This window comes from Rhizobium sp. NZLR8 (genome assembly GCF_019685025.1).
In the GTDB taxonomy this organism is placed as follows: domain Bacteria; phylum Pseudomonadota; class Alphaproteobacteria; order Rhizobiales; family Rhizobiaceae; genus Rhizobium.
In genome coordinates, this window is record NZ_JABDVY010000019.1 from 116,656 (window position 1) to 133,321 (window position 16,666).

General features: G+C 61.1%; 14 protein-coding genes and 1 pseudogene. 6 read left to right on the forward strand and 9 right to left on the reverse strand.

Annotated elements, in window-relative coordinates; all coding sequences use genetic code 11:
* Window positions 1–60 precede the first annotated feature (60 nt).
* Window positions 61–273 carry a hypothetical protein gene (locus tag HJB89_RS29605; protein WP_246762667.1) on the reverse strand — a complete coding sequence of 71 codons (213 nt, stop codon included), beginning with the start codon at window positions 271–273 and terminating at the stop codon, window positions 61–63.
* A 182-nt stretch (window positions 274–455) separates the two neighbouring features.
* Here HJB89_RS29605 and gor point away from each other — a divergent pair, with 182 nt between their 5' ends.
* Entirely contained in the window at window positions 456–1,841 is a 1,386-nt protein-coding gene (gene gor / locus HJB89_RS29610) for a glutathione-disulfide reductase (RefSeq protein ID WP_221142329.1), read from the forward strand.
* A 12-nt stretch (window positions 1,842–1,853) separates the two neighbouring features.
* Here the strand turns inward: gor and HJB89_RS29615 are convergent, their stop codons facing one another.
* Window positions 1,854–3,143 carry a vWA domain-containing protein gene (locus HJB89_RS29615; protein WP_207580695.1) on the reverse strand — a complete coding sequence of 430 codons (1,290 nt, stop codon included), beginning with the start codon at window positions 3,141–3,143 and terminating at the stop codon, window positions 1,854–1,856.
* Window positions 3,144–3,210: 67 nt separating this feature from the next.
* Here HJB89_RS29615 and HJB89_RS29620 point away from each other — a divergent pair, with 67 nt between their 5' ends.
* Window positions 3,211–3,384, forward strand: coding sequence for a hypothetical protein (locus HJB89_RS29620; protein ID WP_246762666.1), 174 nt, complete (start codon window positions 3,211–3,213; stop codon window positions 3,382–3,384).
* 14 nt (window positions 3,385–3,398) lie between these two features.
* Window positions 3,399–4,772 (forward strand): class II 3-deoxy-7-phosphoheptulonate synthase, encoded by a 1,374-nt coding sequence (locus HJB89_RS29625; RefSeq protein ID WP_207580694.1) that lies wholly within the window; start codon window positions 3,399–3,401, stop codon window positions 4,770–4,772.
* A gap of 72 nt (window positions 4,773–4,844) precedes the next feature.
* On the opposite strand, the gene HJB89_RS29630 is transcribed toward HJB89_RS29625, so the two are convergent.
* Window positions 4,845–6,677 carry an ABC transporter ATP-binding protein gene (locus HJB89_RS29630; protein WP_221150884.1) on the reverse strand — a complete coding sequence of 611 codons (1,833 nt, stop codon included), beginning with the start codon at window positions 6,675–6,677 and terminating at the stop codon, window positions 4,845–4,847.
* Between the two features lie 295 nt (window positions 6,678–6,972).
* On the opposite strand from HJB89_RS29630, the gene HJB89_RS29635 reads away from it, so the two are divergent.
* Window positions 6,973–7,371: a GFA family protein gene (locus HJB89_RS29635; protein WP_207580692.1), complete on the forward strand. Its 399-nt coding sequence runs from the start codon at window positions 6,973–6,975 to the stop codon at window positions 7,369–7,371.
* Between the two features lie 97 nt (window positions 7,372–7,468).
* On the opposite strand, the gene HJB89_RS29640 is transcribed toward HJB89_RS29635, so the two are convergent.
* On the reverse strand, window positions 7,469–7,999 hold the full coding sequence (locus HJB89_RS29640) for a DUF1003 domain-containing protein (protein ID WP_207580691.1): 531 nt from the start codon (window positions 7,997–7,999) through the stop codon (window positions 7,469–7,471).
* Between the two features lie 190 nt (window positions 8,000–8,189).
* Here HJB89_RS29640 and HJB89_RS29645 point away from each other — a divergent pair, with 190 nt between their 5' ends.
* A complete protein-coding gene (locus HJB89_RS29645; RefSeq protein ID WP_207580690.1) occupies window positions 8,190–9,869 on the forward strand; it encodes an NAD+ synthase in 1,680 nt (559 codons plus the stop codon).
* Window positions 9,870–9,919: 50 nt separating this feature from the next.
* Window positions 9,920–10,747 (forward strand): hypothetical protein, encoded by an 828-nt coding sequence (locus tag HJB89_RS29650; protein WP_221117121.1) that lies wholly within the window; start codon window positions 9,920–9,922, stop codon window positions 10,745–10,747.
* Here HJB89_RS29650 and HJB89_RS29655 read toward each other — a convergent pair.
* From HJB89_RS29655 to HJB89_RS29675, 5 genes and pseudogenes are all read right to left on the reverse strand, one after another.
* Window positions 10,744–11,805 (reverse strand): 3-deoxy-7-phosphoheptulonate synthase, encoded by a 1,062-nt coding sequence (locus HJB89_RS29655; protein ID WP_207580688.1) that lies wholly within the window; start codon window positions 11,803–11,805, stop codon window positions 10,744–10,746. The genes HJB89_RS29650 and HJB89_RS29655 overlap by 4 nt on opposite strands.
* A 343-nt stretch (window positions 11,806–12,148) precedes the next feature.
* Window positions 12,149–12,730 carry a hypothetical protein gene (locus HJB89_RS29660; RefSeq protein WP_207580687.1) on the reverse strand — a complete coding sequence of 194 codons (582 nt, stop codon included), beginning with the start codon at window positions 12,728–12,730 and terminating at the stop codon, window positions 12,149–12,151.
* 61 nt (window positions 12,731–12,791) lie between these two features.
* Window positions 12,792–14,684, reverse strand: coding sequence for a HAMP domain-containing methyl-accepting chemotaxis protein (locus tag HJB89_RS29665; protein WP_221150885.1), 1,893 nt, complete (start codon window positions 14,682–14,684; stop codon window positions 12,792–12,794).
* A 223-nt stretch (window positions 14,685–14,907) separates the two neighbouring features.
* Window positions 14,908–16,323 carry an MFS transporter gene (locus tag HJB89_RS29670; RefSeq protein WP_409201836.1) on the reverse strand — a complete coding sequence of 472 codons (1,416 nt, stop codon included), beginning with the start codon at window positions 16,321–16,323 and terminating at the stop codon, window positions 14,908–14,910.
* 240 nt (window positions 16,324–16,563) lie between these two features.
* A pseudogene (locus HJB89_RS29675) lies at window positions 16,564–16,666 on the reverse strand (IS110 family transposase); the annotation flags it as partial.

A 16,666-nucleotide genomic window follows, 5' to 3' on the forward strand; every position in this document is an offset into this window, starting at 1 on the left:
GCTCTTCGCTTTTATGCATGTCGTTTCCTGGGACCGCTGCACACCTCCTGGTGACATGCATCAGGGGTTCGGGTTCTTTGCAAGTTGCCACACACCTTCCTCATCCGGTTCCACGCGCTTGTTGCCGCGATAGAAGATCGGCAGTCTCGTCTTCTTGTCGATCGAGAAGCGGCTCGGCGTATATTTTTCGTCCTCGTGACCCTCAGTCGCGAGGCCGAGCGCTTCCTTGAATTTGCCAGCCTTGCACAGATTGGCGAAGAGAGTTTGATCCATCTTTTGCTCCGGCATCGTTTTCTATCCCTGGATTGCCCTGCCAGCCTCAGGCGACCGGGTCAACCGTTTGCCGGGAAGATTCGGCGATGCGTACGGGATGATGCAGGAGCGGGCTTTTGTTTTCAGGGCGATCGCCCCTATATCAGCAACATCCTTCCTGCGATTCCCTTCCGGAGCTCCTCATGTCTTCCTACGACTACGACCTCTTCGTCATCGGCGGTGGTTCCGGAGGCGTGCGCGGTGCGCGTGTCGCCGCCTCGCTCGGCAAAAAGGTGGCGATCGCCGAAGAGTACCGCTATGGCGGCACCTGCGTCATCCGCGGTTGCGTGCCGAAGAAGCTTTTCGTCTATGCCTCGCAGTTCCACGAGCATTTCGAGGATGCGGCGGGTTTCGGCTGGACGGTCGGCGAAAGCAGCTTCGACTGGAAGAAGCTAGTAGCCGCCAAGGATGCCGAGATCGCCCGGCTGGAAGGCCTCTACAAGAAGGGGCTCGCAGGCGCCAATGCCGAGATCCTCGAAACGCGCGCCGAACTCGTCGATGCTCATACTGTGCGGCTCACGAAGACGGGTCAGACGGTGACGGCAAAGACGATCGTGATCGCCACCGGCGGACGGCCGAACCCGCATGCAGCCCTTCCCGGCCACGAATTATGCATTTCCTCCAACGAGGCTTTTCATCTCGAAGAGCTGCCGAAATCGATCGTGATATCAGGCGGTGGCTATATCGCCGTCGAGTTCGCCAATATCTTTCATGGCCTCGGCGTCGAGACGACGCTGATCTATCGCGGCGCCGAGATCCTGTCGCGCTTCGACGAGGATCTGCGGCGCGGGCTGCACGAGGCGATGGTCGCCAAGGGCATCCGCATCCTTTGCCACGACACGCTGCAAAAGGTTTCGAAGGGCGATGACGGCCTCGTTCTGGAAACGCTGAACAGCGGCACGCTGCAGGCCGGCGTTGTCATGCTGGCGCTCGGGCGCGATCCGAACACCGAAGGTCTCGGCCTCGAGGCTGCGGGCGTCGCCGTCGATGAGCGTGGCGCCATTATCGTCGACGATTATTCCCGCACCAATGTCGAAAACATTTATGCGCTCGGCGATGTCACCAATCGGGTACAGCTGACGCCGGCAGCGATCCACGAGGCGATGTGCTTCATCGAGACCGAATACAAGAACAATCCAACCCGGCCGGATTACGAGCTGATCCCGACCGCCGTCTTCTCGCAGCCGGAGATCGGCACCGTCGGGCTCTCGGAAGAGGAGGCGGGCAAGCGTTACTGCGAGCTCGAAGTCTACCGCGCCCAATTCCGGCCGCTGAAGGCGACGCTTTCCGGGCGGGCCGAGCGGATGATCATGAAGCTGATCGTCGATGCCGCGAGCGGCAAGGTGGTGGGCGCCCATATTCTCGGCCACGATGCCGGCGAGATGGCGCAGCTGCTCGGCATCACGCTGAAGGCCGGCTGCACCAAGGACGATTTCGACCGGACGATGGCGCTGCATCCGACAGCGGCCGAGGAGCTGGTCACCATGTATGCGCCAAGCTACCGGATCCGAGACGGCAAAAGAATCTAAGCAGCGGTATCCTCAGCTGGTGATGCGCGGCGCGCGTATGACCTTGAGGAAGAGCGCCTTCATCGCATCGGCGATACCGTCGGTCGGCGTCACCTCGAAATAGAGGCCGGGCGAGGCGCATGCCTGCATTTTCGTCGGGATTTCGCTCTGGAAGGGCTTGATCCACGTATTGTACCAGTTGTTTTTCGGCAGCGGCAGATAAGTGGTGTAGAGCACCGCGATCCTGATGCCCTTGTCCTTCAGCGGTTGGCAGAAAGAAGTATCGATCGGCTCCTGGCAGCGGTCGCCGGTCAGTTTCTTGGTGCAGCCTTTCGGTTTTGCACTGTCGCCGACGCCGTCCGAGACGAAGAACAGGATCTTCTGCGGGGTGGTAGCGGTGCCGCCGTCGCCGGGGGTGGTGATGATGGTTTTCATCTGTGTCAGCGCGCTGTCGAAGCTCGTCTGCTGGTCGTTGTTATAACCCTGATACGGGATGGTCATCAGATCGACGGCGTCGGTATAGCTGCGTACTTTATCGAGATCGTCCGTCGGGTCGGATATAGTGGTCAGATTGGCATCCTCAGCCTTGGTGCCGAAGGTATAGACGCCCATGCGGAACTGATTATCGGAAACACGCGTGGACTTCGCGGTCAGCGTCAGCTCCTTGGTCGCCTGGCGCACGACGTCGATGCGCATGCTGACGCCGAGCTTTTTGGCGAGATTGTAGTAGTTGTTGTTGTTCTGGGTTTCGTGGCAGGCGAAGGCGCAGGTATCGCTGGTGTTCTTTTCCATCGTCGCCACGTCGGTCGCGGTGGCGCCGACGCCCATCGAAGGAGTGTTGTCGAGCAGGATGTAGAAATCCATGAAGGAGGCGGTCTGATATTCGGCCGTCGCCGTGCCCGAGATTGTGATCGAATCCTTCCCCAGAACACGCATAAAGGTCGTCGGCACGGTCGCGCTGAAAGAGACTTGCGAGTTCAGTTTGTTGGCGGCTTTGGTGACGTCGATGCCGAGATCGACCTGAACGTCGGCCAGCTCCCCGGACATCTGAGACATGAAGATGCTGCGGGCATCGGTCTTGCCGAGCGAGATCGTGCCGTTGCCGCTCATCGTCATGGCGGCTGCGACTGCGCCGGATTTTTCGGCGATCGAGCCGACGGCGGCGGCATCGGCTGCCGCGTAAAGCTGCGTCCTCAGGCTGAGCGCGTGGCCGAAATCCACCGCCATGCCTGCCGTACCGAGGAGCGGCACCATCAGCAACGCCGTCATGATGCCGAAATTGCCCGAACGATCCGATATGAAGCTGAGCGGAAGGATCGCCATGCCATGTCCCCAATGTTGAAATCATCCGTGGTTCTACATTGGAAGTCTAAAATATCGGGAAATTGACATGGTATATGCCGGTTTAACGATGGAATCCGAGATTTCTGCCACCTATATGCGAGCTCTGCCCGATGGCGCCGGTACGGCATTCGAGCTTTGGGCGATTGGTCTTTGCAAGCCCGATCTAAAGGTCTATAAGCCGCCGCAATCAAAGATACGGGCATCCCAGGGATGGGTGTGAGTGAGGTGAGTGAGATGGCAGAGAACTGGACCCCGAGCAGTTGGCGGCAAAAACCGATCCTGCAGGTTCCCGATTATCCCGACGCAGCCGCTTTGGCTGCAACGGAAGCTCAGCTCGCCAGCTATCCGCCCCTCGTCTTCGCCGGCGAAGCGCGCCGTCTGAAGAAGCACCTTGCCAATGTCGCCGAAGGCAATGGCTTCCTGCTGCAGGGCGGCGACTGTGCCGAGAGCTTCGCCGAACACGGCGCCGACAATATCCGCGACTTTTTCCGCGCCTTCCTGCAGATGGCGGTCGTGCTGACTTTTGGCGCGCAGCTGCCGGTCGTTAAAGTCGGTCGCATCGCCGGCCAGTTCGCCAAGCCGCGTTCGTCGAATGTCGAGAAGCAGGGCGACGTGACGCTGCCGGCTTATCGCGGCGACATCATCAACGGCATCGAGTTCACCGAGGAGTCGCGCATTCCGAACCCGGAACGTCAGGCGATGGCCTACCGGCAGTCGGCCGCGACGCTGAACCTTCTGCGCGCCTTCGCGATGGGCGGTTACGCCAATCTCGAAAACGTGCACCAGTGGATGCTGGGCTTCGTCAAGGACAGCCCGCAAGGCGAGCGCTACCGCAAGCTGGCCGACCGCATCAGCGAAACCATGGATTTCATGAAGGCGATCGGCATCACCTCGGAAAACCAGCCGGCATTGCGGGAAACCGATTTCTTCACCAGCCATGAGGCGCTGCTGCTCGGCTACGAAGAGGCGTTGACCCGCGTCGATTCCACTTCGGGCGACTGGTATGCCACCTCAGGCCACATGATCTGGATCGGCGACCGCACGCGCCAGGTCGATCATGCGCATGTCGAATATTGCCGCGGCATCAAGAACCCGATCGGCCTGAAATGCGGCCCGTCGCTGCAGGCCGACGATCTGCTGCAGCTGATCGACATCTTGAACCCGGCCAACGAAGCCGGGCGCCTGACACTGATCTGCCGCTTCGGCCACGACAAGGTCGCAGAGAACCTGCCGCGCCTTATTCGTGCCGTCGAGCGTGAAGGCCGCAAGGTTGTCTGGTCCTGCGACCCGATGCACGGCAACACGATCACGCTCAACAACTACAAGACCCGTCCCTTCGAGCGGATCCTGTCGGAAGTCGAAAGCTTCTTCCAGATCCACCGCGCCGAAGGCACGCATCCAGGCGGCATCCATATCGAGATGACCGGCAAGGACGTGACGGAATGCACCGGCGGCGCCCGCGCCGTTACCGCCGACGACCTGCAGGATCGCTACCACACGCATTGCGACCCGCGCCTCAACTCCGACCAGGCGCTGGAGCTGGCCTTCCTGCTTGCCGAGCGCATGAAGGGCGGTCGCGACGAGAAGCGCATGGTCGTCAACGGCTGATAGCAGCCCCAGACGGATGCGGAAAAACCCGGCTTGATGCCGGGTTTTTTTGTCTCAGGATGGAGCAGGCGATCAGATGCTGGCCTGAACGCTATGCAAGTTGGCGTAGACGCCGTCTTTCGCCATGAGCGCGTCATGGGTGCCCTGTTCGACGATGCCGTCGGCCGTCAGCACCAGGATTCTGTCGGCATGGCGGACGGTCGAGAGACGATGGGCGATGACCAGGGTGGTTCGGCCATTTGCCAGGCTGAGCAACGCCTGCTGCACCGCCCGTTCGCTTTCGTTGTCGAGCGCGCTGGTTGCTTCGTCGAAGATCAGGATCTCCGGATTCTTGAGGAAGGCCCGGGCGATGGTGATGCGCTGACGCTGGCCGCCCGAGAGTTTGACGCCGCGCTGGCCGATATCGGTGTCATAACCCTGGGGCAGGGCCATGATGAAATCGTGCGCGTTGGCGGCGCGGGCGGCTGCCTCCAGCTCGGCATCGCCGGCGCCGGGCCTGCCATAGCGCAGGTTTTCCGCCACGGTGCCGGCAAAAAGATAGACGTCCTGCTGCACCACGCCCACATGGCGCCGCAGCGAGGCCAGCGTCACGTCGCGGATATCGGTGCCATCGATGCGGATCGCCCCGGCCTCAACATCGTAGAAGCGTGGTATCAGCGCACAAAGCGTGCTCTTGCCGACCCCGGAAGGACCGACCAGGGCAACGAACTCCCCGGGAGCGATGGTGAGCGACAGCCGCTCGAGCACGCGCGGGCCATCGGCCTCGTAGCCGAAGGCGACGTCGGAGAAACTGATCTCGCCCCTTGGCGCCGGCATCGGATGAGCGGCCGGCCGGTCGATGATATCGGGATCGATCTCCAGGATCTCCATGGCTCTGATGAAGCCGGTGTAGCCCTCCTGCCAGAGGCGCACGAAATTGGCCAGCCGCTGCACCGGATCGACCAGCACGGCAACGCAAAGCAGGAAGGTGAGCATATCCGGGACGGTCAGTTCCGCTGCCAGGATACGCAGGCCGCCGACGATGATCACCAATATGGTGACGAGCTGGGCGAAGGTTTCGGTGCCGACCGAAAACCACGCCTCGCTGCGGTAGCCGTCGGCGCGGCTTTCAAGGAAGCGTCGGTTCTGCTCGGCGAAACGCTCCCGTTCCAGCGCCTCGTTGGCGAAGGACTGGACGACACGGATGCCGGCCAGAGCATCCTCGACGCGCTCGTTAACCGCGGCGATCTGGTGCTTGCTGGCTTCGAGCGCGCGGTTCATGCGCCGGTTGAAATACAGCGCATAAACCAACGCCACAGGGGTGAGCAGCAGGATGAGGCCTGCCAATGGCGGATCGATGTAGAACAGCACCAGCATGGCGCCGCCAAATTTCAGCAGGGCGATGGAAAGATCCTCGGGACCGTGGTGAAAGAGTTCGCCCAGCCACAGGCTGTCATTGGTGATGCGGCTCATCAGCTGGCCGGTGCGCTGGCGGTCGTAGAAGCTGAACGAGAGTTTCTGGCAGTGCTCGAAGAGTTCCTGCCGGACCGTCGCCTCAATGCGAGCCCCCATCACATGGCCGCGATAATCGACGAAGAAGATCGCGGCGATCTGGACCGCCAGAACGGCCAGCATGACGCCGCCCATGCCGAGGATTTGAGCGAAGGCCTGCGGGGCATCGGGCAGAACCAGAAGCCGGCTGGTGACGACATTGGCGCAGAGCGGCAGGGCGAGCGCCGTGCCGGCGACGAGCATGGCGCACAACAGATCCGCCAGCAGCAAAGGCAGGTGCGGGCGATAGTAGGAAACGAATTTTCGCATGCGCGACCAGCGTCGGCCGGGGTCGGCGGGATCGTTCTGGAAAAATTTGGGGAAGCCGTTATGGCGTCGCGAGCTTTTCCTCGCGCGGGAGAACCGAATGTTCATGAGGCAGAATGTCCTTGTGGGCCATGTTTCCTTTCTGTTTGGACAGGGTCGTTCTCATGTCAGTCTCCCGGGGATTAAATGAAATTTGACCTTGAGTATCGCGGACAATAGCGGCCGATTCAATGCCGGGACGGGATGAGGTTGGCGGATGTTGTCGAGATGCAACAGCGGTAACGCGTCAGCCGAGAGCGCACAAGGCCAGGCGGCTTTCAAGATTCCTGATGGCTCATTCAGAAAACCGGATTTGACGCCGGACAAGATCGGCGGCAACGTCTCTTAGGAACAGGGGATGACCATGACTGAACGACATACAGGCGGCTGTCTTTGCGGCGCCGTGCGATTTTCAATTGCGGCGAAGCCCGGACCTGTTGTTGGCTGTCATTGCTCGCAATGCCGCCGGCAGACGGGGTTTTACTATGCGGCCGTCAACGTGCCGCGGGCGGCTCTTTCGGTGGAAGACACGGAAGCGGTCCGCTGGTACCGGTCGAGCGAACAAGCGCAGCGCGGGTTCTGTTCGACTTGCGGCTCCGCGCTGTTCTGGCAGGGCGACCAATCGCTGGAGATTTCGGTTTTGGCCGGGTCCTTCGACGAGCCGAGCGGCCTGGCCTTCGGCCATCACATTTATTGCGCCGACAAGGGCGATTTCTACGAGATATCGGATGGCCTGCCGCAATATGCGGTGAACCCTGTCTAAAGCGCGTCGCATCACATTTGATGCATGCGACGCACTTTAGCCCTTTGTTTTATGCATGTCGTTGTCCCGGAACCGCTGCACTTCCGGGCGACATGCATTAACCCTTAGCGGAAAGCTCGGCGGTGAGACGCGCCACGTCCTCGCGCAACGCCGTCAATTCGGTCAGCACGCGCATATCGATCTTCTGGTGCAGGGAGAGCACTTCGAGTTCGGCCTTGAGATTGACTTCGTAGTCTTTGGCGGCCTCGAAGCGGTCGCGCTCGGCCTGGCGGTTCTGCGACATCATGATGATCGGCGCCTGGATGGCGGCGAGCATCGACAGGATCAGGTTCAGGAAGACGAAGGGATAGGGGTCGAAGGCACCGCTCACCAGAATGATGGTGTTGATCACCGTCCAGGCGAGGAGGAAAACGAAGAAGGCGATGATGAACGACCAGGAACCGCCGATGCGGGCGATGCTGTCGGCGATGCGCTCGCCGAACGAGGCCTCGGCGGAAAGAGCGGCGTTGACATCGGTCGAGATGACCTTGCGCTCGTGCGCCTTCGCCAGCACGCGTTTTTCGATATCGCCGAGTTCGTCGGCCGGCTTGTCGAAATGATGGTGCATGAAGTTCGAAAGATTAGACATGGCCTGTTTCCGGTGCCCGTTATCGACGCTGTTGATTTGCGCGCCAGTATTCCGGTCCGCCGGCAAATTGCAATGCGTGTCTATGCCGCGAGGTCGCGGCGCGTCCGTTCACAAAAATTTCGTCACAGCAAGGTGCGGCTTTTGCTGCGGACATGTTGCGGTCCCGGAAGGTGCAGGCTAAATAAATGACATGACACAGGAAAACGCTCTTTCTGATATCTTCCGCATCGCCATCGGTCAGCTCAATCCGACAGTCGGCGATGTCGCCGGCAATCTCGCCAAGGCACGCGAAGCGCGCGCCGATGCGGCTCGGGAAGGCGCGCATCTGCTCGTCCTGACCGAACTTTTCATTTCCGGTTATCCGCCTGAAGATCTGGTATTGAAGCCGGCCTTCATTCGCGCCTGCTGGAAAGCGGTGGAGAGCCTGGCTGCCGATACCGCCGATGGCGGGCCGGGTGTCGTCATCGGTTTTCCCCGGCAGGACGAAACGGGGCGCTATAATTCCGTCGCCGTGCTCGACGGCGGCAAGGTGATTGCGGTGCGCGACAAGATCGATCTGCCAAACTATGGCGAATTCGACGAGAAGCGTGTCTTCGACCAGGGCTCCATGCCGGGTCCGGTGAATTTCCGCGGCGTGCGCATCGGCATTCCGATCTGCGAAGACATCTGGGGCGATCTTGGCGTCTGTGAGACGTTGGCCGAAAGCGGGGCCGAGATTCTACTGTCGCCGAACGGCTCGCCCTATTATCGCGGCAAGGTCGATATCCGCCATCAGGTGGTGCTGAAGCAGGTGATCGAGACCGGTCTGCCGCTGGTCTATGCCGCACAACTCGGCGGCCAGGACGAACTGGTCTTCGACGGCGCCAGCTTCGCTTTCAATGCCGACAAATCGCTCGCCTTCCAGATGAGCCAGTTCGAGACGGCGCTGGCGGTGACGACGTGGAAGCGCGGTGGGTCTGGCTGGCACTGCGCCGAAGGACCGATGGCCCATATTCCCGAAGGCGAGGAAGCCGACTACCGCGCCTGCCTGCTCGGCTTTCGCGACTACGTCAACAAGAACGGCTTCAAGACGGTGGTGCTCGGCCTTTCCGGCGGCATCGACTCGGCGATCTGCACGGCAATCGCCGTCGATGCGCTGGGCGAGGAGCGGGTGCGCACCGTCATGCTGCCCTACCGCTACACATCGGAAGATTCTTTGAAGGATGCGGCCGATTGCGCCAAGGCGCTCGGCTGCCGCTACGACATCGTGCCGATCGAGCAACCGGTGACGGGCTTCAGCAGCGCGCTGTCTGATCTCTTCGCGGGAACGAACAGTGGTATCACCGAGGAAAACCTGCAGAGCCGGGCGCGCGGCGTCATCCTGATGGCGATCTCCAACAAGTTCGGCTCAATGGTGGTGACGACGGGCAACAAGTCGGAAATGTCGGTCGGTTACGCCACGCTCTACGGCGACATGAACGGCGGCTTCAATCCGATCAAGGACCTCTACAAGATGCAGGTCTATGCGTTGGCCCGCTGGCGCAACGAGAATGTGCCGCCGGGTGCGCTGGGGCCGTCAGGCGAGGTGATCCCGAAAAATATCATCGACAAGGCGCCCTCGGCCGAACTGCGTCCCGACCAGAAGGACCAGGATTCGCTGCCGCCTTATCCCGCCCTCGACGATATTCTCGAATGCCTGGTGGAGAAGGAGATGGCGGTCGAGGAGATCGTCGCGCGCGGCCATGACGTGGCGACCGTCCATCGCATCGAGCACCTGCTCTATCTCGCCGAATATAAGCGCCGGCAATCGGCGCCGGGCGTGAAGATCACCAAGAAGAATTTCGGACGCGACCGGCGGTATCCCATCACCAACCGGTTCCGGGATCGCTAGCGCGATCGAGATCGCTGGCGCAGTTGTTATAGAAATGCGGGGGAGGAAGCATGCGCAGCTCGGTCGAGATCTATAATGTCAGGACGGGCAGGGCTCGCGAAGTCTGGCAGACGGACAGACTGGTGGAGGCTCCGAACTTCTCGCCTGACGGTTCCTACCTGCTGCTGAACGGCGACGGGCGGCTCTACCGGCTGCCGCTCGGTCGCGGTGAAGTCACCAAGCTCGATACCGGCTTTGCCGTCAACTGCAACAATGATCACGGCATCTCGCCCGACGGCACTGAGATCGTCATTTCCGACAAGACCGAATTCGGCAAGTCGACGATCTATGTCCTGCCGATCGGGGGCGGCGCGCCGCGGCTCGTCACCCAGAACGCGCCGTCCTACTGGCACGGCTGGTCGCCTGATGGCCGCGAACTCGCCTATTGCGGCATCCGCGACGACCTCTTCGACATCTATACGATCTCGGTCGAAGGCGGCGCCGAGACGCGACTGACGCATGGCGAGGGCCGCAATGACGGACCGGATTATTCCGCCGACGGGCAATGGATCTACTTCAACTCCAGCCGCACCGGGCTGATGCAGATCTGGCGCATCCATCCCGACGGCACCGGGCTGGAGCAGGTGACCTCGGACAATCAGGGCAACTGGTTCGCCCATCCGTCGCCTAAGAATGACAAGGTGTTGATCCTGTCCTACGACCCCTCGGTATTCGATCACCCACGGGATCTCGACGTGCGGCTGCGGTTGATGGACATGGATGGCGGCAATCTGAAGACGCTGTTCGAGCTCTTCGGCGGGCAGGGCACGATCAACGTGCCCTGCTGGTCTCCTGATGGCGAAGAGTTCGCCTATGTGCGTTATTTTCCGGAAGCTTAAACAGCGGCCTTGCGCCGGACGCGGGCGGATTGCGCCAGGTCTTCCAGCGTCGTCACCGACATATCCCAGTCGATGCAGCCATCGGTGATGGACTGGCCGTAGACCAGCGGCTTGCCGGGAACGAGATCCTGGCGGCCGGCGACGAGGTTGCTCTCGATCATCATGCCCTTGATGTGGCGGTTTCCGGCGGCGATCTGCGCGGCCACGGATCTGACGACGCGCGGCTGGTTCATCGGATCCTTGCCGCTATTGGCATGGCTGGCGTCGATGAGGATGCGCGGGGTCAGGCCGAGCTTGACGGCCTCGGCCGTGACCGCTTCGACATCGGTCGCTTCGTAGTTCGGCTGTTTGCCGCCGCGCAGAATGATGTGGCAGTCCTCATTGCCGGTCGTCGAGGCGATGCCAGCCTGTCCGTCCTTGGTGACGGCAGGGAAGTGATGCGGCTGCGAAGCGGCAAGGATGGCGTCGAGCGCCACACGTGCGCCGCCGTCGGTGCCGTTCTTGAAACCGATCGGACAGGAAAGGCCGGAGGCAAGCTGCCGGTGGATCTGGCTTTCGGTCGTGCGCGCGCCGATCGCGCCCCAGCTGACTAGGTCGGCAATGTATTGCGGCGTGATCGTGTCGAGGAATTCGACGCCGGCGGGAAGCCCTGTCGCATTGATATCGAGCAACAGTCGTCTGGCGATCCTCAGCCCTTCCTCGATGCGGTAGCTGCCGTCGAGATGCGGGTCGTTGATCAGGCCCTTCCAGCCGACGGTGGTGCGGGGTTTTTCGAAATAGACGCGCATGACGATCTCGAGATCGCCGGTGAAGCGCCGTCGCTGCTCCTCCAGCCGCGCGGCATATTCCCGGGCGGCAATGGGGTCGTGGATCGAGCAGGGGCCGATCACGACAATCAGGCGATCGTCGTCGCCATGTAGAATCTTATGGATCGCATCACGATTGCTGGTCACGGTTGCCGTGACGGCGGCATTGCGGTGGATTTCGGCGATGATATCGGCGGGTTTGGTCAGTGGGGTGATCTCGAGGATTCGCAGATCATCAATGGTATCAGACACGGCAAGGCTCCTGTTTGGTCATACCGTGCGGAACAAAAAAAGCCGCCAGGTAGACTAGCGGCTGTTCGGGTTGTCGTTGCGTCGATTTCAGTTACGCATGGACCCGCGTCCGCTGGGAGCAGCGGTACCAATAAAATCGCGAGGCGTAGATCGAAGTGGTCGACATAAGGCGTATGTAGCGTCGCGGCCGTGCGTTGTCACGCAGAATTTGCGGCGCAAAAGCCGGGCGCTCAGCTGTGGCACAATTGCCGCTGCAGGAGGCTTAAACAATCGCCCAACAGCGCATGCTGCTGGGCGATGTTGGGTCTGGATTACGGTGACAAATTAAATGCAGATCCCGAGATCATAGGGCGTCAACGTTCACGCCGACGGTGATGGCGCCGATCGGCGTTCCCTTGTCGTCGGAAATCGTGACGCTTGCCTGCGACTGCAGTGCCTGGGTCGATTCGTCCTTTTCGATATCGTCGACGAAAACAGCGTCCTTGCCGGCTCCGAAGGACTTCTGGAACTTGCCCTCGTCACCCTGCCAGTAATCCGACGTGGGATCGCTTTGACCGACATTCAGCCCCTTTGCATCCATGACGAAGACCTCGGCAATCTTGCCGTTTGAAGCAGCCTTCTTCTCCTGAAGGAATTTTGACAGCGCATTGCCGAGCACGCCGTCGATCATCGAATGGTCTGAGCCATCGACCTCGGCGCGCCACTTCTTGTCGAGGGCGTCGATATCGCCCTGGCCCAAACTGGCGTTTGCGGCGTTCTGCGCCTTGATAGCCTCGATGACGACCGGATCGTTCAGCCAGGGCTTTACGTCACTCGTCACGTAGTCGGAGATCGGGGCGAGCTTCGCATCCAGCGCCATGGATACGCCGGTCGACGCTGCAATTGCGGTGCAGGCCAAAAGAAATGCGGAGACGACTTTCTTCATAACTGTTCCCTTCCTGATTATGGGATGCTGTGGAATAAAAGCGCATTGAACGAAGGTGAGGTCAGAACTCTTCCCAGGCACCGGGAGCAGCGGCGACGGCGGCATTTCCTGCGTGCCGCTGCACAAAGGCCCTGGGCTCGGGGGCCCTGAGCTCGGGGCGAGATTGACGAATGCTCGGCTGAGCGGTTTTGGGCGGGCTGGCGGCAGAGGTGCCAACAGTGAACCTGCCGGCTGAGTCCTGCAGAAGGCGTCCCTGGGTCAGCAGCTCCTGGCAGGCCGCGTTGGTTTCCTCGACCATCGCCGCGTTCTGCTGTGTCGCCTGATCCATCTGGTTGATCGCGCCGTTGATTTCCTGCAGACCCGTCGCCTGTTCGCGATAGGACTGAACGATGGAAGCGATACTGTCGCTGATGCGGTTGATCTGCTCCTCGATCTTCAACAGGGCATCGCCGGTTTCATTCACCAGCCCGACGCCTGCTGCAACCTCCTGACCGGAGACATTGATGAGGTTCTTGATTTCCTTTGCCGCATTGGCAGACCGTTGGGCGAGTTCCCGCACTTCCTGCGCCACGACCGCAAACCCTTTGCCGGCTTCGCCGGCGCGCGCCGCCTCGACGCCGGCATTCAGCGCCAGCAGGTTCGTCTGGAAGGCGATTTCATCGATGACGCCGATGATCCGGCCGATCTGGCTCGACGAGGTCTGAATCCGGTCCATCGCTCCGATCGCGTCACGAACCACGGTCGCTGAGACATGAGCGCTGCGCTTTGTCTCCTCGACAAGCTTCCCGGCATTTTCGGCCCGTTGCGACGATGCTCTGACCGTGGTGGTCACCTCATCCAGTGCGGCGGCGGTCTGTTCCAAGGCTGCGGCCTGTTGCTCGGTTCGCTTGGCGAGCTGATCGGCGGAGAAGGCTATTTCGCTTGACCCACCTTCAACCGCAACGGAAGCGGTCTTGATCTCGGTCAGTGCTGCCGCGACCGCTTCGACCATGCGGTTGAAATCCTGCCGCAGTTTATCGAATTCGGGGCCGAGATCGGCCATGTGTATCGAGAAGTCACCGGCGGCAAGCTTTTCCAATTCATTGGCGAGCGCGTTCATGACCAGCCGCTGAGCGTTGTTGGCCTCTTCCGTCAACGATGCGTTGCGTGCCCGTTCGACATCGAACGAGGCGCTCTGCTCGGCAGCGGCTTGCTCTCTCTCGACCTTGGCAATTGCCTCGTTACGGAAGACTTCCAAGGCACGTGCCAGGAACCCGATCTCATCGCCATTTTCCCTGTAGGTGACGGGAGAGGCCAGATCGCCTTTCTGCAAGGCGCTGATCCGTTCGCTGATGATCCGGATCGGCCGGCCGACGAGGCTGCGCATAGCGAGAAGGAAAGCGACAACGGCCATGGCGGTGATCATGAACTGCGTCAGCAGCGAAATCAGAACCTTCTGCCTGACTTCGGCAGCGATTTTTTCGACAGACCAGTTCGTAACGACATAACCGGTCGCCTTGCCCGATTTATCCAACGGAAGCGGCGCGATGATCGTCACAACGCCGGCAGATATTCCGCTGTCGTCGATCGTGGTTTTCTCAGGCTTCGCGCTCAGGCTCTTTGCCAGATCGGCCGGTGCGGGCAAGCCGCTGATGCCGTCGCGTGTCCAGGTATCGACGGCCGAAGGTTCGGCGTTGAAGGCGGCAAACTGCACAAGATCGAGTGATGGATCGTCGCGGTAAAGCGAATAGGCCTCACGCACGGCGTTGGCCTTGCCCCATTTCACGCCGCCCGCGGCCAGCGACGCAAACTGCTCCGCATCCTTGGACCAGTTTGCCTTGGCGCCGTCGATTAACGCCTTGGTTTCGTACATCCAGGTGTAGGTGGCGAAGGCGGAAATGCCGCAAAGATTGACGGCAACGATAATCGCCGCCAGCTTGGCTGTCAGAGGCATCGTTTTCAAAAATTGGAACATTCCGCGGGGCCTGGAATTGCGGCTCGGTCGGCGATGTTCCCGACCGGCGTATCAACACGGGCATCGCCGCTGACGGTCACATCACGAGCACTCATGCCCATGTCTGATAGCAACCCAAAACGCGCAAACGCAGTGTGTCTTTGATGTGTGAATAAATCATAAAGTGGAAAGGGATGCCGGAGCACACGTATCCGCCATTGCGCCCGCCGGGGATTTGGCTTGCTCAGCTGTTTTCCGCGATTGCCTCTTCGGGCTCGGGCTCGGGCTCGGGCTGGCGGCGTTTGCGGCGGCGCGTCGTCAGTTCGGCGCCGGCATCGCGCGGCAGGCGCAGGAAGGTGATGCAGGCCAGCGCCGAAATCGCCGAGACGCTGAAAAAGGCGATGTGGAAATCCGATACCAGCAGCCTGCCGCCGTGGAAGCTGCTCGAAATTTCGAGGATGCCTCCGGCAATCGCCACACCCATGGCCATGGAGATCCGCTGGGCAACGGCGTTGATTGCGGTTGCCTGGCTGCTGTCGGCGTCATCGACATCGCCGAAGGCCATGGCGTTGACGCCCGAGAAGGCCATCGAGCGGAACAGGCCGCCGATCAGCAGACAGGCCATGATCAAATACAGCGGCGTTTCGACGGTAAAGAGGCCGTTGATGCCGAGGAAGATCGCCGCCAGCAAGGTGGTGATCGATATCACGGTGCGGAAGCCGAAGGCATTGAAGGTGCGCGAAGCGGCGAATTTCGAGCCCATGGAGCCGAGCGCGCTGACGAAAGTGACCGAGCCTGATTGCAGCGGCGTCAGGCCGAAGCCGAGCTGCAGCATCAGCGGCATCAGGAAAGGCAGAGCGCCGAGCCCCATGCGGAAATTCGAGGCGCCGAGGATCGCTGCTCGGAACATCGGGTAGCGGAACATCTTCGGATCGAGAAGCGGATAGGGCGCGCGGCGGGCATGGAGGAGATAGAGGAGGCCGGCAAGGATGCCAATAGCCACCGTGACATACCCGTAGATCACGGGCACGGCCGGCAGGCTGATCACCGACAGGCCGAAGACGAAGCCGGAAAAGCCGATGCCGCAGAGGAAGAAGCCCGGAAAATCCATCGGCCGCGGGCTGCGCCGCCCGACCGCCGGCAGGAAACGCGTGACGAGGATGATGCCGAGCACGCCGATCGGCACGTTGATCCAGAAGATCCAGTGCCAGCTGAGATAGGTGGTGAGGAAACCGCCGATCGGCGGGCCCATCATCGGGCCGATCAGCGCGGGAATGGTCAGCCAGGCCATGGCATCGACGAGTTCGTGGCGCGGCGTTCCCCTGACCAGCAGCAGGCGGCTGACCGGCGTCATCATCGAGCCGCCGGCGCCCTGGATCAGCCGCGCGACGACGAAGGCCGCGATCGAGTTTGAAAAGGCGCAGGCGACCGAGCCGATCATGAAAACGAAGATCGCCAAACGGAAGATGTTACGCGCGCCGAACCGATCCGACATCCAGCCGCTGATCGGGATGAAGATCGCCAGCGCCACGAGATAGCTGGTGACGGCGAGCTTCAGCGCAATCGGCGAGGTGCCGATATCGGCCGCGATCGCCGGCAGGCTGGTGGCTATGACGGTCGAATCCATCTGTTCCATGAACAGGGCGACCGCAAGGATCATCGGGGTGAAGCGGGGCACGGGCAACCGGGATGCTGGTGTGGATTGTTCAGCCATACGCCTTCGCCAGCGGCTAGGATATAGAAACAATCGACGCTGCGGCCTGCCGAGCCGCTTCAAACCGACGCGGGTGATCAAATCAGATGGGTGTCCGTTTCTTGCTGTTTAGGAGAGGGTTGAGGTCGGATCGAGACTTGGTCATCTCCCTCTTCTCCCCGGCGGGGAGAGCGACTGTCTTATTTGTCAAGCGTTTTGCCATGGTCGTCCGTCCCTGATGATGGCATTGAGGATGGTGAGCAGCTTGCGCATAGTTGCGACGGTTGCGACGATCTTGGGCTTGCCGGCC

Coding starts and splice junctions, on each gene's coding strand:
- HJB89_RS29605 (WP_246762667.1), bottom strand. CDS start 273: ATGGATCAAACTCTCTTCGCCAATCTGTGCAAGGCTGGCAAATTCAAG.
- gor (WP_221142329.1), top strand. CDS start 456: ATGTCTTCCTACGACTACGACCTCTTCGTCATCGGCGGTGGTTCCGGA.
- HJB89_RS29615 (WP_207580695.1), bottom strand. CDS start 3,143: ATGGCGATCCTTCCGCTCAGCTTCATATCGGATCGTTCGGGCAATTTC.
- HJB89_RS29620 (WP_246762666.1), top strand. CDS start 3,211: ATGGTATATGCCGGTTTAACGATGGAATCCGAGATTTCTGCCACCTAT.
- HJB89_RS29625 (WP_207580694.1), top strand. CDS start 3,399: ATGGCAGAGAACTGGACCCCGAGCAGTTGGCGGCAAAAACCGATCCTG.
- HJB89_RS29630 (WP_221150884.1), bottom strand. CDS start 6,677: ATGAACATTCGGTTCTCCCGCGCGAGGAAAAGCTCGCGACGCCATAAC.
- HJB89_RS29635 (WP_207580692.1), top strand. CDS start 6,973: ATGACTGAACGACATACAGGCGGCTGTCTTTGCGGCGCCGTGCGATTT.
- HJB89_RS29640 (WP_207580691.1), bottom strand. CDS start 7,999: ATGTCTAATCTTTCGAACTTCATGCACCATCATTTCGACAAGCCGGCC.
- HJB89_RS29645 (WP_207580690.1), top strand. CDS start 8,190: ATGACACAGGAAAACGCTCTTTCTGATATCTTCCGCATCGCCATCGGT.
- HJB89_RS29650 (WP_221117121.1), top strand. CDS start 9,920: ATGCGCAGCTCGGTCGAGATCTATAATGTCAGGACGGGCAGGGCTCGC.
- HJB89_RS29660 (WP_207580687.1), bottom strand. CDS start 12,730: ATGAAGAAAGTCGTCTCCGCATTTCTTTTGGCCTGCACCGCAATTGCA.
- HJB89_RS29665 (WP_221150885.1), bottom strand. CDS start 14,684: ATGTTCCAATTTTTGAAAACGATGCCTCTGACAGCCAAGCTGGCGGCG.
- HJB89_RS29670 (WP_409201836.1), bottom strand. CDS start 16,323: ATGATCCTTGCGGTCGCCCTGTTCATGGAACAGATGGATTCGACCGTC.